This is a genomic window from Streptomyces sp. NPDC001851 (assembly GCF_040297165.1).
Classification (GTDB): Bacteria; Actinomycetota; Actinomycetes; order Streptomycetales; family Streptomycetaceae; genus Streptomyces.
Map to the genome: position 1 here is coordinate 1 of NZ_JBEOYR010000004.1, position 15,067 is coordinate 15,067.

Genomic DNA, 15,067 nt, shown 5'->3' on the forward strand with positions numbered 1-15,067 from the left:
CCCAACCCCCCCTCTTTCCGTTTGGGTCGCGGGGGTTGGGGGTGCCCCGGCCGGCCCCGGGCACCTTGGGGGGAGTACGACGTCGTACTCCGCTCAGGGTCCGGGGGGTGTCCGGTGCCAGGGACCCGGCGCCGTGCCGGCGTGCCAGGCATCCAGATCGTCGCCGTTCATGCAGACGATCCCGCACTGACGGGCGTACTCCAGCGCGGGTGCCGTGAAGTCGCTCGTCGTGACGACCGCCGCGACGTCGGCCTCGTGGATGGCGAAGCAGGTGCCCCCGAAGCGCTGCATGTCCTGGGAGCCGACCTTGTTGGCGTACCCGTACTGCTTGCACTGGATGACCACCCGCCGCCCGTCCGGGGCGACCGCGACGATGTCCGCCCCCAGGTCACCGGCTCCTCCCACCACTTCCACCTCGCCGCAGCCGTCGCGGACACACAGGTCCGCCACGGCCTGCTCGAAACCGTCCGGGTCGAGCCCGGCGTAGCCCGCGGCGCTGCCGGCAGCAGCGGTGGGCTGCGCGTCGTCCGGCTGCTGCGGCGGCGTCCTCGCCGGAGCGGCGGCCGGCGGGAGAGGGGCCGCACCCCGCGCGGGGTCCGCCGGAGCGGCGTCGCCGGTCGGCTCGGCCGGCGCGCCGATCGGTGGGGTGGGGGCGACCGCCGCCTGCGTCGCGGTGGTACCGGCGTCCAGGCAGGCCGACGCCTTCTCGGCCGCTTCCTCCAGGGCCCGTCCGGCCCGGCGGGCGCACCTCGCGGCGGACAGGCGCCGCCACCGCGACGGGAACCTCAGCGCGACCGCCAGACCGAGCACCGCCAGCACCCCCGCCCACAGCGGACGGCGTTCGACGACCCCCGCCGCCGTGCGTGCCAGGAACGCGCACACGCACAGGACGACCGCCAGCAGCAGGAAGAACATCGCGGTGGTGCGCAGATCGAAGCGCCGGCCGCGCTCCGCGGCCCGGACCCGGCGCACGGGTATGGTCATCCCCACTACCTCCTGGACGGCGACGACGAAGATCTTCTGTCTACGCATGCCCAAGATCGCGGAATGCTCTCGCGGTACCTGCCCGGCTAGTCGGCGACGGGACGGTCGCCGGTGACCAGGCCCTCCCCGCTGCGCTGCTGCGGGATCACCACCGCGCCCTGCTGCAGTGCCACGGTGCGGGCGGGGGCCGGGATGGTGATGCCCTCCGCGCGGTAGCGGCGGTGGAGGCGCTTGATGAACTCGTGTTTGATCCGGTACTGGTCGCTGAACTCGCCGACGCCGAGGACCACCGTGAAGCCGATGCGGGAGTCGCCGAAGGTGTGGAAGCGGATGGCGGGCTCGTGTTCCGGTACGGCGCCCTCCACCTCGCGCATGGTCTCGGCGACGACCTCCGCCGTGACCCGCTCCACGTGCTCCAGGTCGGAGTCGTAGCCCACGCCGACCTGCACCAGCACCGTCAACCGCTGCTCGGGATGCGTGTAGTTGGTCATGTTGGCCTTGGCGAGCTGGCCGTTGGGGATGACCACCAGGTTGTTGGACAGCTGGCGGACCGTCGTCTGGCGCCAGTTGATGTCCACGACGTACCCCTCCTCGCCGCTGCCGAGGCGGATGTAGTCGCCGGGCTGGACGGTCTTGGAGGCCAGGATGTGGATGCCCGCGAAGAGGTTGGCGAGGGTGTCCTGCAGCGCGAGGGCCACGGCCAGACCGCCGACGCCCAGGGCGGTCAGCAGGGGTGCTATGGAGATGCCCAGCGTCTGCAGCACCACCAGGAAGCCGATCGCCAGGACCAGCACCCGGGTGATGTTGACGAAGATGGTCGCCGAACCCGCCACGCCCGAGCGGGACTGGGTGACCGTGCGGACCAGACCGGCGATCACCCGGGCCGCCGACAGGGTCACCACGAAGATCAGCCACACCTCCAGGATCTGGTTGACGTGCTGATGGACGGCCCGGGTCAGCGGCAGTACCACCGCGGCCGCCGCCGCTCCGCCCGCGATCGCCGCCCAGGGCACGACGGAGCGCAGCGCGTCCACGATGACGTCGTCGCCGCTCCAGCGGGTCCGCTTGGCGTGCTTCGCGAGCCAGCGCAGCAGGGTGCGGGACAGGAAGGCGAGCAACAGGCCCGCCGCCACCGCGATTCCGGCGAGGACGAGGTCGTCCAGGGTCAGCGCGCGGTTCACCGGCCACCTCCGGGGCGTGCTGCGGCGTGGGGAAGTCTCGTCACGTTGTCACCTGCTCGATGTGCGGGAAGTGCGAACGCGCCGGCCCGGGAACTCCGGTGACCGGCGCGATCGTTCATCCTGCCGTATCCCGCGCACCGGTTCGTACCGGGACCGGCGCTCTTCGGGCAGGGTGGCTCAGACGATGCCCTCCGCGAGTTCGGCCTGCTCGCGGTCGCTGCCGTACGCGGCTGTGGTGGGGGTGCCGTAGGAGCGGCGGGCGACGTACCACCAGACGGTCGCGAGGACCAGGACGACGGCGAGCGCCACCGAGGCGTAGTTCATCGTGTCGACGGTGACCGGTGAGGCCTGCGGCAGGCAGAACAACACGGTCACACACGCCACCCAGAGCACCGCGATCCAGCCGACCGGCCTGCTCCAGCGCCCCAGCCGCCACGGCCCCGGCCGGAACCGGTCGCCCGCGCGCAGCCGCAGCAGCACGGGGATGGCGTAGGCGGGCGTGATGCCGATGACGTTGATGGCGGTCACCGCGTTGTACGCCGTCGCCGAGTACAGCGAGGGCAGGGCGAGGACACCGGCGACGATCACCGACAGCCACACGGCGGCGACCGGTGTCTGGGTGCGGGCGCTGACCGTCCGCCACAGGTGCGAGCCGGGCAGCGCGCCGTCCCGGCTGAACGCGAACACCATCCGGCTGGCCGCCGCGACCTCGGCGTTGCCGCAGAACAGCTGGGCGATGATGACGACCAGCAGCAGTGCGCTCGCGCCGCCGGTGCCGAGGCCGTCGAGCAGGATCTGCGCGGGCGGCACCCCCGTCGCGGTGGTGCGCGTGGCGTCGTAGTCCTGGATGGCGAAGGTCAGTCCGGCCAGCAGGACGAACCCGGCGATCCACGACGCCCAGATGGACCGTACGATGCCGCGCGCCGCGGACACCGAGGCCTGTGAGGTCTCCTCGGAAAGGTGCGCGGAGGCGTCGTAGCCGGAGAAGGTGTACTGCGCGAGCAGCAGGCCGATCGCCGCCACGTACAGCGGGTTGTGCCAGCCGGTCTCGTTGGCGAACTTCGTGAACACGAAGGACGCCGACCGGTGGTGGCCGGGGACGATCGCGAGCGCGCCGACGATGAGCGCGACACCCGCCAGGTGCCACCACACGCTGACCGAGTTGAGCAGGCTCACCAGGCGGACGCCGAACAGGTTCAGCACCGCGTGCAGCAGCAGGATGGCGCAGAAGATCAGCATGGTCCTGCCGGGCGTCGGCGTGAAGCCCCACTGCAGGTTCGCGAACGCGCCGGTGAACAGCGCGGCGCCGTAGTCGATACCGGCGATCGCGCCGAGCAGGCCGAGCAGGTTCAGCCAGCCGGTGTACCAGCCCCAGCGCCGGCCGCCGAGCCGGTCCGCCATGTAGTACAGGGCGCCCGAGGTCGGATAGGCGCTGGTGACCTCGGCGAGCGCGAGGCCGACGCACAGCACGAACAGGCCGACGCCGGCCCAGCCCCACAGCATCACGGCGGGGCCGCCGGTGTTCAGGCCGAAGCCGTACAGGGTCATGCAGCCGGACAGGACCGAGATCACCGAGAAGCTGATCGCGAAGTTGCCGAAGCCGCCCATGCGGCGGGCGAGCACCGGCCGGTAGCCGAGCTCACGCAGCCGCTGCTCCTCGTCCTGCTGCGGCAGGCCCGGGGAGGGCACGGGATCGGGGGTGGGGGACATGGGGGGACCTCCGGGGTCGACGGGCTTGCGGACAGGGAGCGTTCAGGACCTTTCGCCGGATCGGGGGGGGGCCGTCAGGGGCGGGAGCCGTCCGCGGCCGCGCGGCAGCGCTCCCGGGCCCGGGTGAAGACCTCCGCGGCACGGGAGCGGTCGGGCGTGCGGTACATCCACGGCTGGGGTGTGAAGTAGGGGCCGATGGCGTCGAACACCCTCGCCGCGTCGGGGAACCGCAGCGAGCCCCACAGCGCGTGGGCCAGGTGGTTGAGGTCCGGCAGGGAGCGCTCGGCCGGGTCCGTGTGCTCGAACCAGGACCGCAGGGCGCGCCCCGCCTCACGGGCCGCGTCCTCCGCCACCCAGTGCAGGTCGAGCGCCGCGTCGTGACCGCTGTCGCGCCGGTAGCGCTCGACACGGACGTACAGCGGCAGCACGTGCAGTGCGGAACCGGTCGGGGCCTGCGCGGCGGCCCACTGCGCGTAGCCCGCGGCCTCCGCGAGCCGTCCCGAGCCGCCCCGCGCGTACAGGAACTGCAGCATCCGGTGGTGGGCCTCGCGGTTGTACGGGTCACGGCTGTCCGCCTCGGCCAGCAGCCCCCAGGGACCCGGTGGCAGCACCGGTTCGGGCGCGGGCACCCGGTGCTCCGGCCACCGCTGCTCCGGGTCCAGCTGGGCCAGCGCCAGCAGGCACACCCAGGGCACCGGGTCCCGCGGGGCGATCCGGGTGGCGGACTGGGCCGCGTCCCAGGCCTCGATCCACAGCTCGTGGGTACGGCGGTGCCCCTCCCGCTGGGCCCGCAGTGCCCGCTCCACGCCGACCCGCGCGTGCATCACCGCGGCGTGCACGCTGTCCGGCTCCTCCGCGCGCCAGGCGCGCACCACGTCGGTGCCGGCGGCGGCCGTCGCGAGGACCTGGGTGCGCCGCGTCCACTGCGGGCCGTGCGCGGTGTCCGCGAGCAGCGCGCGCATGGCCATCCAGCGGCCGGTGCGCAGGTCCTGGAGCGCGGCGCGCAGGGCGTGGTCGGGGCCGGCGGGGTCGTAGGAGGGGCGGGGGCCTTCTCCGGCCATCAGCCGTCCGTCCCGGGGTGGCGCGGCAACAGCCCTCCTGTGGCCGGGGATGGAGAGGTGGTTCGCTGGTCGGCGGTCACTATAGAGGCGCGGGTTACGCCATGCCATTGTTGTCAACTCAACCAACTTTCCGGGCCAGTTGACCGTCCGGAGCTGCTTGACGTGGGCGCGGCGCAACGGCAGGCTGACGCAATGTGATCTTCGGGGCCGAGCGGGAGAAGGCGTGATGACGGAGCCGGTGCTCGCCGTCGACCAGGGCACGTCCGGCACGAAGGCCCTCGTGGTCTGCCCGGAGCGCGGCGTCCTGGGCTCCGCCTTCGCCGAGGTCCGCCCCCGGTATCTGCCCGGCGGCCGGGTCGAGGTGGACCCGGCCGAGCTGTACGACTCCGTGGTCGACGCCGGGCGGCGGGCGCTCGACGAAGCCGGCGAGGACGTCGCGGCCCTGGGCCTCGCCAACCAGGGCGAGACCGTCCTCGCCTGGGACCCGGCCGACGGCCGGCCGCTCACCGACGCCCTGGTGTGGCAGGACCGGCGCGCCGAGACCGTGTGCGCCGAACTCTCGCCGTACGCCGAGGAGTTGCGGCAGCTGACCGGCCTGCCCCTCGACCCGTACTTCGCCGCGCCCAAGATGGCCTGGATCCGCCGCCGGCTCACCCGCGAGGGCGTGGTCACCACCTCCGACGCCTGGCTGGTCCACCGCCTCACCGGCGCCTGTGTCACCGACGCCGCGACCGCCGGCCGCACCCAGCTCCTCGACCTGGACACCGCGCAGTGGTCACCGCGGGCGCTGGAGGTGTACGGCCTGGCGGACGAACGGCTGCCGCGGGTGACCGACAACGCCCAGTACATCGGCACGACCACGGCGTTCGGCTACGAGATCCCGCTCACCGGTCTGGCCGTCGACCAGCAGGCCGCCCTGCTCGCCCAGCGCGTCACCGCGCCCGGTGCCGCCAAGTGCACCTACGGCACCGGCGCGTTCCTGCTCGCGCACACCGGCGACCGCCCCCGGCGCGGCGGCTCCGGGCTGGTCAGCTGCGTGGCCTGGCGGCTCGCCGGCGCTACCGGCTACTGCCTGGACGGCCAGGTCTACACCGCGGCCTCCGCCGTCCGCTGGCTGTGCGACCTCGGCGTCATCTCCTCCGCCGCCGACCTCGACCCCGTCGGCGGCGCCGTCCCCGACAGCGGTGGTGTCACCTTCGTCCCCGCCCTCGCCGGACTCGCCGCCCCCTGGTGGCGCGGCGACCTGCGCGGCTCGCTCACCGGACTCGGCCTCGACACCGGCCCCGGCCAGCTGGTGCGCGCCCTGTGCGAAGGCATCGCCGCCCAGGTCGCCGAACTCGCCGACGCGGCCGCCGCCGACCTCGGCACCCCGCTGGACACGCTCCGCGTCGACGGCGGTCTGACCCGCTCGGCCCTGCTCATGCAGACCCAGGCCGACCTGCTGCAACGCCCCGTCGAGGTGTCCGCGCTGCCCGACGCGACGGCCCTCGGCGCGGCCGCCCTCGCCCGCCTCGGGGCGGACCGTACCCGGTCCGTCGGACAGGTACTGCCCGACTGGAAGCCCGCCGCCGTGTACGAACCCCGCATCACCGCCGATGAGGCCGCCGAGCACCGGGCCCGCTTCCGCAGCGCCGTGGCCGCCCTGCTCGGCTCATGACCGTCAGCCGGGAAGGCCCGCTGCCGGACCGGACGTACGACGTCGTGATCGTCGGCGCCGGAGTCGTCGGCTGCGCCCTCGCCCGCGAACTCGCCCGCCGGCCCCGGCTGAGCGTCGCCCTGGTGGACGCCCAGGACGATGTGGGGCAGGGCACGTCCAAGGCGAACACGGCGATCCTGCACACCGGGTTCGACGCGGCGCCCGGGACCCTGGAGGCCCGGCTGGTCCGCGAGGGCTACCACCGGCTGGGCGCGTACGCCGCGGAGACCGGCATCCCCGTCGAACGCGTCGGCGCCCTGCTGGTCGCCTGGGACGAGGAACAGCTGGCCGCCCTGCCCCGGCTGGCCGAGAAGGCCGGGCGCAACGGCTACCGCGAGACGGCCGTGCTGGGCCCCGGTGACCTGTACGCCCGCGAACCCCGCCTCGGCCCCGGAGCGCTCGGCGCCCTGCACGTACCCGGCGAGAGCATCGTCTGCCCCTGGACGACGACCCTGGCGTACGCCACCCAGGCGGTCCGCGCCGGAGTGGACCTGCACCTGAACACCGCGGTCCGGCAGGCCGCGTGGGAGGACGGTCACCGTCTGACCACGTCCCGCGGACCCCTGCGCGCCCGCCGGCTCGTCAACGCGGCCGGGCTGCACGCCGACACCGTCGACCGGCTGCTCGGCCACGAGGACTTCACCGTCACCCCGCGCCGCGGCCAGCTCCTGGTGTACGACAAGCTCGCCCGCCCGCTCGTCCGGCACATCCTGCTGCCCGTCCCGACCGCGCTCGGCAAGGGCGTCCTGGTCGCGCCCACCGTCCACGGCAACGTGCTGCTCGGCCCCACCGCCGAGGACCTCGACGACAAGCGGGCCACCGGCTCCACCGCCGAGGGACTGGCCGGCCTCAGGGACAAGGGCCGCCGTATCCTGCCCGCCCTGCTCGACGAGGAGGTCACCGCGGTCTACGCCGGGCTGCGCGCGGCCACCGGGCAGGAGGACTACCGGATCGCCGCCCACCCCGAGCAGGGGTACGTCACCGTCGGCGGCATCCGCTCCACCGGCCTGACCGCGTCGATGGCCATCGCCGCCCACGTCACCGGCCTGCTGGCCGGCACCGGGCTCGACCTCGGCCCGGTGCGCGAGCCGGCACCGGTGACCATGCCCCACCTCGGCGAGGCCCTTCCGCGCCCTTGCCAACGGCCCGGCCTCATCGCCGCCGACCCCGAGTACGGCATCCTCGTCTGCCACTGCGAGCGCGTCTCCCGGGCCGAGATCCGCGACGCCCTCGCCGCCACGATCCCGCCCCGCACCCTGGCGGGCCTGCGCCGCCGCACCCGCGCCGGCGCGGGCCGCTGCCAGGGCTTCTTCTGCGGGGCGGCGGTACGGGACCTGCTCGAACGGGGTCCAGGGAGCCGCCCATGACGAGCCCTCGCCAGGTCGACGTCCTCGTCGTCGGAGCCGGCCCCGCCGGACTCGTGGCCGCCGCCCGGCTGGCCGCCGCCGGTGCCGGACGCGTCGAGGTGCTGGAGCGCGAGCAGCAGGCCGGCGGAATCCCACGGCACTGCGCCCACGGCGGCTTCGGCACGTGGACGCGCCCGCTGACCGGTCCCCGGTACGCCGGCCGGCTGACAGAGGCCGCCGGCCGCGCGGGCGCGGTGATCCGGACCGGGGTGACGGTCCTGGACTGGAGGGAGACCGGTGCGTCGGCGGCCGGGCCGGGGCCGGGCGTGCCCGGCCGGGGGGCGTCCGCGCCGTCCCCCATGGCGCCCGGGGAAACCGCCCGGCCGGTGCCGGCCGGTGCGGCTCCCGCCGGCCCCGGTGGCGGCCCGGTGCTCCACGCCGTGGGCCCCGGCGGCCCGGAGACGATCGAGGCGCGGGCCGTCGTCCTGGCCACCGGGGCCAGGGAACGCCCGCGCAGTGCCCGGCTGGTGCCCGGCACCCGCCCCGCCGGCGTCTACACCACCGGTGAACTCCAGCAGGCGGTCCATCTGTTCGGACAGCACATCGGCACCCGCGCGGTCGTCGTCGGCGCCGAGGACGTCTCGTACGCGGCGGCCGCCACCGTACGCGCCGCCGGGGCCGAGGTCGTCGCCCTGGTCACGGAACACGAGCGGGCCCAGACCGGCCGGGCCCGCGCCGGGACGGCCCGGCTGCGGCACGGCATCCCGCTGCTGACGCGGACCACGGTCGCCGAACTCCTCGGCCACGGCCGCCTGTCCGGCGTCCGCGTCCGGCACCGCGACGGCCGTACGGCCGTACTGGCCTGCGACACCGTCGTGTTCACCGGCGACTTCGTCCCCGACCACGAACTCGCCCGCCGCGGCGCCCTCGCCCTGGACCCCGGCACCCGCGGCCCCGCCGTCGACGGCGCCCTGCGCACCTCGCGGACGGGGGTCTTCGCCGCCGGGAACCTCCTGCACGCCGTCGAACGCGCCGGTACGGCGGCCGCTGAGGGCGCCAGGGCCGCCGGTGCCGTGCTGGACTTCCTCTCGGGCGCCCCCTGGCCCGGTCCCGGAACACCGCTCGTCGTCGACGCACCGCTGCGCTGGATCGCCCCGAACCGCGTCAACGAGGACGCGCCGCCCGCCCGTTACGTCCTGCGCACCGGCGCCCCGCTGACCCGCCCGGTCCTGCGGATCCACCAGGACGGCCGTCTCCTGCACCACGAGCGGCCCGGACCCGGCCCCGCGCTGCCGAACCGCACCCTGACCCTCACCGCACGCTGGCACGACCGGGTCGACCCGGAGGGCGGCGAGGTGCGGGTGAGCACCGGCTGACCGTCCGGCAGCGCCCGCCGTGGCGCACCGGGCGGTCAGTGGGCGCGGCCGGCGCCCGGGGCGGGCGCCGACGGGTGAGCGTCGGGCGGCACGCGCGTACGAGCCGGAGACATCGGCCGCGCCCGTACGCGGGCCCGCCCCCGGCCGGTGGCACGCGTGGGCACCCCGCGCCGGTCCGCGGGACGCCGCCCGCGGTCACATGTCCGTGAACGACCCGTGCCGGCCCGCGCCCGAGGCGAAGCGGGCGGCGCCCTCCGCGCTCTGCGCCAAGACGCCGAGGCCGTGGCGGAGTTCACCGCGCATCGCCGTCTCCTCGTCCAGCCCCTGCTGGTCCAGGACCGACGCGCGGTCGCTGCGCAGGCAGGCCTGGGGGAAACGGGCGATGTGCGCGGCCAGCGCCTCCGCCTCGGCGCGGGCGCGTCCCGTCGGCACCACGCGGTCGGCCAGCCCCATCCCATACGCCTCGGGGGCCGGTACCGGCCGTCCGGTGAGGATCATGTCCATGGCCCGGCCGGCTCCGATCAGCCGGGGCAGCCGTACCGTGCCGCCGTCGATCAGCGGCACTCCCCAGCGCCGGCAGTACACCCCGAACACGGCGTCCTCCTCGGCGACCCGCAGATCGCACCACAGGGCCAGTTCGAGGCCGCCCGCGACCGCGTGTCCGGCGACGGCCGCGATCACCGGCTTCGACAGCCGCATCCGGGTCGGCCCCATCGGACCGTCCCCGTCCTCCGCCACCCGGTTGGCGCGCCCGGTGCCGATCGCCTTCAGGTCCGCGCCCGCGCAGAACGTGCCGCCCTCACCCCACAGCACCGCGACCCGGGCGTCGTCATCGTCCTCGAACTCCCGGAAGGCGGCGGCGAGTCCGGCGGCCGTGGGGCCGTCCACCGCGTTGCGGGCCCCGGGGCGGGACAGGACGACGGTGGTGACGTGTCCGTCACGTTCCACGCGGACCGGCATGAGGGCCTCCCCTTCTGTCCGAAGAGGCACGTGTCCCCCCGGGCGGATCACCTTGGCTGGTGGGGTCACTGTGCCATCCGGCCCGCGCCAGGAGCACGGGTGAAGGGGAAACCGCCCGTCGTGGCCACCACGGTCGTGCGGGCGGCACCGGCTGCTGCTGCCGAGGTCCCCGGGCCGCTCGCTCAGATCACCTTCAGCCGGACCAGCGCCCCCAGCGTCAACGCCCCCGGCAGCAGCGGCAGCCACACGGTGATGATGCGGTAGGCCAGGACCACCGCCGTGGCCACCGCGGCCGGGCCGCCCACCGCGACCAGCGCCACCACCAGCGCCGCCTCGACCGACCCCAGGCCGCCCGGAGTGGGCACCAGCGCCACCGCGACGGTCGCCGCGAGATAGGCCAGCGCCATGTGGGCGGGCGGCACCGGCAGCCGCAGCGCCTGCCCGACCGCGGCGAGGCCGGCCGCCTGCAGGGCGGGGAAGGCCAGCGAGCCGCCCCACAGGGCCAGCGCGCGGGCCGGCCGGGTGTGCACCGACCGCGCCTCGCCGAGTGCGGCCCGCACGAAGGCGCACACGCGCGTGCGCAGCGGCCGTACCAGGGCGACCACGGCCACCGCCACCGCCAGCAGGCCGGTCGCGCCCACCAGCAGCGGCAGGGCCGAACCGTCCGGCAGCAGCGGGCCGAGCCGCAGCGCGCCGGGGAAGGCGAGCAGCAGCGCGGACAGCAGACCGAGCCGGCCCACGGACTCGGCCAGCAGGTACAGGGCGAGCGCGGCCGAGGACCGGGCGAGCGGCACCCCGCACACGGTCATGAAGCGCAGGTTCACCGCGCCCGCGCCCAGCCCGGTGGGCAGCAGGTGGTTGGCCGAGGCCGCCGCGAACTGGGTCGCCAGCAGCCGGCCCTTCGGCAGCGGCTGCAGCACCGCACCCTGGCGGGTGACCGCGGCGGCCACCCAGGTCAGACAGGTTGCACCGGCCGCCGCGAGCAGCCACGGCCAGGAGGCGGTGCGCAGCTGGCCGAGGCCCTCGGCGAGCAGGGCGCGGTTCCGCGCGGCGACCACGGCGACGAGCGCGAGCGGCACCAGGCACAGCACCCGGCGGACGGGGACGCGACGGGGGAGGCGCCCCCGCGGCAGTGGGGGAAGCGGGACGGCGGTCACATCCGCAGAGGTTCTCCGCGCCATCCCAACAGAGGGTGAAAAGACAGGAACATTGACCTCAACGAAGGTCGAGGTTCTACGTTCTCTTCCATGAGCATGGAGACCACCGCCTGGACGCAGCTGCACAGCGTGATGAACGCGCAGTCGGAACGCCGTCCCTTCGCCCGCGCCACGCTGCGCCGCATCGCCGCCTTCGCCCGCCCGCACCGCGCGGGCATCGTCCGCTTCGTGCTGCTCGGGGTGGTGACGGCCCTGCTCGCCGTGGCCACCCCCGTGCTCGCCGGCCGCGTCGTCGACGCGATCGTGGCGGGGCACGACTCCGGCACGGTGGTCCGGCTCTCCCTGCTCATCGCGCTCGTCGCGCTCGCGGAGGCGGGGCTCGGCATCCTCGGGCGCCGCCTGTCGGCGACGCTCGGGGAGGGGCTCATCCTCGACCTCAGAACGGCTGTGTTCGATCATGTGCAGCGCATGCCCGTCGCGTTCTTCACACGGACACGTACGGGAGCGCTGGTCAGCCGTCTCAACAACGACGTGATCGGCGCCCAGCGGGCGTTCGCCAACACCCTGTCGGGCGTCGTGAGCAACCTGGTCACCCTGCTGCTCACCCTCGCGGTGATGCTGACCCTGTCCTGGCAGATCACCCTGCTCGCGCTGGTGCTGCTGCCGGTGTTCGTGCTGCCCGCCCGCCGCATGGGCACCCGCATGGCCCGTATGCAGCGGGAGGCCGCGGCGCTGAACGCGGCCATGGGCACCCGGATGACCGAGCGCTTCTCCGCGCCCGGCGCCACCCTGGTCAAGCTGTTCGGCCGCCCCGAGGAGGAGTCCGCGGAGTTCGCCGCCCGCGCCGCGCGGGTGCGGGACATCGGGGTGCGCACGGCCACGGCCCAGTCGGTGTTCATCACCTCCCTCACCCTGGTCTCCGCCCTCGCGCTGGCCCTCGTCTACGGCCTCGGCGGCTGGTTCGCGCTGCACGGCACCCTGCAGGCGGGCGCGGTCGTCTCCCTCGCCCTGCTGCTGACCCGCCTGTACGCGCCGCTGACCGCGCTGGCCGGAGCCCGGGTCGAGGTGATGAGCGCGCTCGTCAGCTTCGAGCGGGTCTTCGAGGTCCTGGACCTGAAGCCGCTCATCGAGGAGAAGCCGGACGCCGTCGAGGTCCCCGAGGGCCCGGTCGCCGTCGAGTTCGACGACGTCCGCTTCGCCTACCCGTCCGCCGACCAGGTCTCCCTGGCCTCCCTGGAGGAGGTCGCCGCCCTCGACACCCGCGGCGGCGCCGAGGTCCTGCACGGCATCTCCTTCCGCGCCGAACCCGGCGAGACCGTCGCCCTCGTCGGCTCCTCCGGCGCCGGCAAGTCCACCATCGCCCAGCTGCTGCCGCGCCTGTACGACGTGGACGCGGGCGCCGTCCGCATCGGCGGCACGGACGTCCGCGACCTGACGGCGGCCTCCCTGCGCGGCACGCTCGGCATGGTCACCCAGGACGGCCACCTCTTCCACGACACCGTCCGCGCCAATCTGCTGCTGGCCCGGCCGGATGCCACGGACGACGAGCTGTGGGACGCGCTCGGCCGGGCGCGGCTCGCCGAGGTCGTACGGTCCCTGCCCGACGGACTGGAGACGGTGGTCGGCGAGCGCGGCTACCGGCTCTCCGGCGGCGAACGCCAGCGGATGACCATCGCCCGGCTGCTGCTGGCCCGGCAGCGCGTGGTCATCCTGGACGAGGCCACCGCCCATCTGGACAACACCTCCGAGGCGGCCGTCCAGGAGGCGCTCACCGAGGCCCTGGAGGGGCGTACGGCCGTGGTCATCGCCCACCGGCTGTCCACGGTGCGGGCAGCCGACCGGATCCTGGTCGTGGAGTCCGGCCGGATCGTGGAACGGGGCACGCACGAGGAGTTGCTGGCTGCCGAGGGGCGGTACGCGGAGCTCTACCGGACGCAGTTCGCCGAGGTGCCGTCGGTCTGAGCGGGTCCCCTCCGGACGTGTGAGGCGCCGTCGCGTGGATACGCGGTCTGCACGGCACCAGGGCCCGTCCGGAAGGCCATCCCTGCCATGACCAGCGCACACGAACCGGCTCCGGACTCGGAGATCACCCTCCGGGTCAACGGCAAACCCCACACCCTGCACATCGACCACCGGCGCACCCTGCTGGACCTGCTCCGGGAGGATCTCGGCCTCACCGGGTCGAAGAAGGGCTGCGACCACGGCCAGTGCGGTGCCTGCACCGTGCTGGTCGACGGCCGCCGCCTCAACAGCTGCCTGCTGCTCGCGGTCGCCCTCGACGGCAGCGAGGTCACCACCGTGGAGGGCCTCGGCGGGGACGGCGAGGAGCCGCACCCGCTGCAGCGGGCCTTCCTCGACCGCGACGCCTTCCAGTGCGGCTACTGCACACCGGGGCAGATCTGCTCCGCCCTGGGCATGATCGCCGAGGCCGCGGCCGGCCACCCGTCGCACGTCACCGACCCCGCGGCCCCCTCCGGCCGGCCCGTCCCGCTGGACCGGTCCGAGATCCGCGAGCGGCTGAGCGGCAACCTGTGCCGGTGCGGCGCCTACCCGCGCATCGTCGAGGCGGTCGAGGACGTGATCCGGTGAACGGCTTCGGATACCTCAGGCCCGGCGGCGTCCAGGAGGCCGTCGAGGCGTACGCCGCCCACCCCGGCGCCCGCTATCTGGCCGGCGGCACCAACCTGGTCGACCTGATGAAACTCGGCGTGGAGCGCCCCGCCGTCCTCATCGACGTCGGCCGGCTGCCGCTGGACACGATCGAGGAGCTGCCCGACGGTTCGCTGCGGGTCGGCGCCACCGTCCGCAACAGCGACCTGGCCGCCGACCCGCGCGTCCGCGACCGCTGGCCGGCGCTGTCCCAGGCACTCCTCGCGGGCGCCTCCGGGCAACTGCGCAACGCCGCCACCACGGGCGGCAACCTGCTGCAGCGCACCCGCTGCCCCTACTTCCAGGACCTGGACAAACCCTGCAACAAACGCGAGCCGGGCAGCGGCTGCGGCGCCCGCGACGGCGTCCACCGCGACCACGCGGTCCTCGGCCACTCCCCGCACTGCATCGCCACCCACCCGTCCGACATGGCCGTCGCCCTCGCCGCCCTCGACGCCCAGGTGGAGCTGTACGGCACCGAGGGCACCCGGCGCCTCCCCGCGGCAGACTTCCACCGGCTGCCGGGCGAGCACCCCGAGCGGGACACCTGGATCCGCCCCGGCGAACTGATCACCGGCGTGCTGCTCCCGGCCGCGACCGCCGGCGTACCGTCCGCCTACCGCAAGGCCCGCGACCGGGCGTCGTACGCCTTCGCGCTCGCCTCCGTGGCCGTCGTGCTGCGGGTTACCGGCGGCGTGGTCGACCGGGTGGGCATCGCCTTCGGGGGGCTCGCCCACCGGCCCTGGCGGGCCCGGCACACCGAGCTGGCCCTGCTCGGCGCACCCGCCACGCCCGCCGCCTTCGAAGGCGCCGTGGACCTGGAACTCGCGCACGCCGAGCCGCTGCGGGACAACGCCTACAAGGTGTCCCTCGCCCACAACCTCGCCCTGGACGTCCTGAACCGTCTCGCCCCGGCACCGGCGGCGGCCTGAGCGGCCACAGCAGGA

At 74.9% G+C, this 15,067-nt stretch carries 12 protein-coding genes; 6 read left to right on the forward strand and 6 right to left on the reverse strand.

From position 1 onward, the window contains the following. Positions 1 to 93: 93 nt before the first annotated feature. From ABT171_RS06680 to ABT171_RS06695, 4 genes are all read right to left on the reverse strand, one after another. Positions 94 to 984, reverse strand: a complete 891-nt coding sequence (locus tag ABT171_RS06680; protein ID WP_351241091.1) for a restriction endonuclease — start codon at positions 982 to 984, stop codon at positions 94 to 96. 86 nt (positions 985 to 1,070) lie between these two features. Beyond that, positions 1,071 to 2,165 (reverse strand): mechanosensitive ion channel family protein, encoded by a 1,095-nt coding sequence (locus tag ABT171_RS06685; protein WP_351240523.1) that lies wholly within the window; start codon positions 2,163 to 2,165, stop codon positions 1,071 to 1,073. A gap of 177 nt (positions 2,166 to 2,342) precedes the next feature. After that, complete coding sequence (locus ABT171_RS06690) at positions 2,343 to 3,875, reverse strand: amino acid permease (protein WP_351240525.1); 1,533 nt, start codon at positions 3,873 to 3,875, stop codon at positions 2,343 to 2,345. Between the two features lie 74 nt (positions 3,876 to 3,949). Continuing rightward, positions 3,950 to 4,936 (reverse strand): hypothetical protein, encoded by a 987-nt coding sequence (locus tag ABT171_RS06695; RefSeq protein ID WP_351240527.1) that lies wholly within the window; start codon positions 4,934 to 4,936, stop codon positions 3,950 to 3,952. Between the two features lie 226 nt (positions 4,937 to 5,162). Here ABT171_RS06695 and ABT171_RS06700 point away from each other — a divergent pair, with 226 nt between their 5' ends. From ABT171_RS06700 to ABT171_RS06710, 3 genes are read left to right on the forward strand one after another with little or no spacing between them, the layout of a single operon-like run. Further along, positions 5,163 to 6,593, forward strand: a complete 1,431-nt coding sequence (locus tag ABT171_RS06700; RefSeq protein WP_351240529.1) for an FGGY family carbohydrate kinase — start codon at positions 5,163 to 5,165, stop codon at positions 6,591 to 6,593. After that, positions 6,590 to 7,999: an FAD-dependent oxidoreductase gene (locus ABT171_RS06705; RefSeq protein ID WP_351240531.1), complete on the forward strand. Its 1,410-nt coding sequence runs from the start codon at positions 6,590 to 6,592 to the stop codon at positions 7,997 to 7,999. Before ABT171_RS06700 ends, ABT171_RS06705 begins: the two co-directional genes overlap by 4 nt. Beyond that, on the forward strand, positions 7,996 to 9,354 hold the full coding sequence (locus ABT171_RS06710; RefSeq protein WP_351240533.1) for an FAD-dependent oxidoreductase: 1,359 nt from the start codon (positions 7,996 to 7,998) through the stop codon (positions 9,352 to 9,354). Before ABT171_RS06705 ends, ABT171_RS06710 begins: the two co-directional genes overlap by 4 nt. A gap of 195 nt (positions 9,355 to 9,549) precedes the next feature. Here ABT171_RS06710 and ABT171_RS06715 read toward each other — a convergent pair whose 3' ends face one another. Together ABT171_RS06715 and ABT171_RS06720 are read right to left on the reverse strand one after the other, a co-directional pair. Further along, positions 9,550 to 10,314, reverse strand: a complete 765-nt coding sequence (locus ABT171_RS06715) for a crotonase/enoyl-CoA hydratase family protein (protein WP_351240535.1) — start codon at positions 10,312 to 10,314, stop codon at positions 9,550 to 9,552. A gap of 182 nt (positions 10,315 to 10,496) precedes the next feature. Further along, positions 10,497 to 11,471, reverse strand: coding sequence for a lysylphosphatidylglycerol synthase transmembrane domain-containing protein (locus ABT171_RS06720; RefSeq protein WP_503074413.1), 975 nt, complete (start codon positions 11,469 to 11,471; stop codon positions 10,497 to 10,499). A gap of 96 nt (positions 11,472 to 11,567) precedes the next feature. Here ABT171_RS06720 and ABT171_RS06725 point away from each other — a divergent pair, with 96 nt between their 5' ends. The 3 genes from ABT171_RS06725 to ABT171_RS06735 all read left to right on the forward strand — a co-directional run bounded on the left by ABT171_RS06725 (position 11,568) and on the right by ABT171_RS06735 (position 15,052). After that, positions 11,568 to 13,433 (forward strand): ABC transporter ATP-binding protein, encoded by a 1,866-nt coding sequence (locus ABT171_RS06725; protein WP_351241093.1) that lies wholly within the window; start codon positions 11,568 to 11,570, stop codon positions 13,431 to 13,433. Positions 13,434 to 13,520: 87 nt separating this feature from the next. Further along, positions 13,521 to 14,060 (forward strand): (2Fe-2S)-binding protein, encoded by a 540-nt coding sequence (locus ABT171_RS06730; RefSeq protein ID WP_351240539.1) that lies wholly within the window; start codon positions 13,521 to 13,523, stop codon positions 14,058 to 14,060. Next, positions 14,057 to 15,052, forward strand: coding sequence for an FAD binding domain-containing protein (locus tag ABT171_RS06735; RefSeq protein ID WP_351240541.1), 996 nt, complete (start codon positions 14,057 to 14,059; stop codon positions 15,050 to 15,052). The genes ABT171_RS06730 and ABT171_RS06735 overlap by 4 nt, the downstream gene beginning before the upstream one ends. The last annotated feature ends 15 nt before the right edge of the window (positions 15,053 to 15,067 follow it).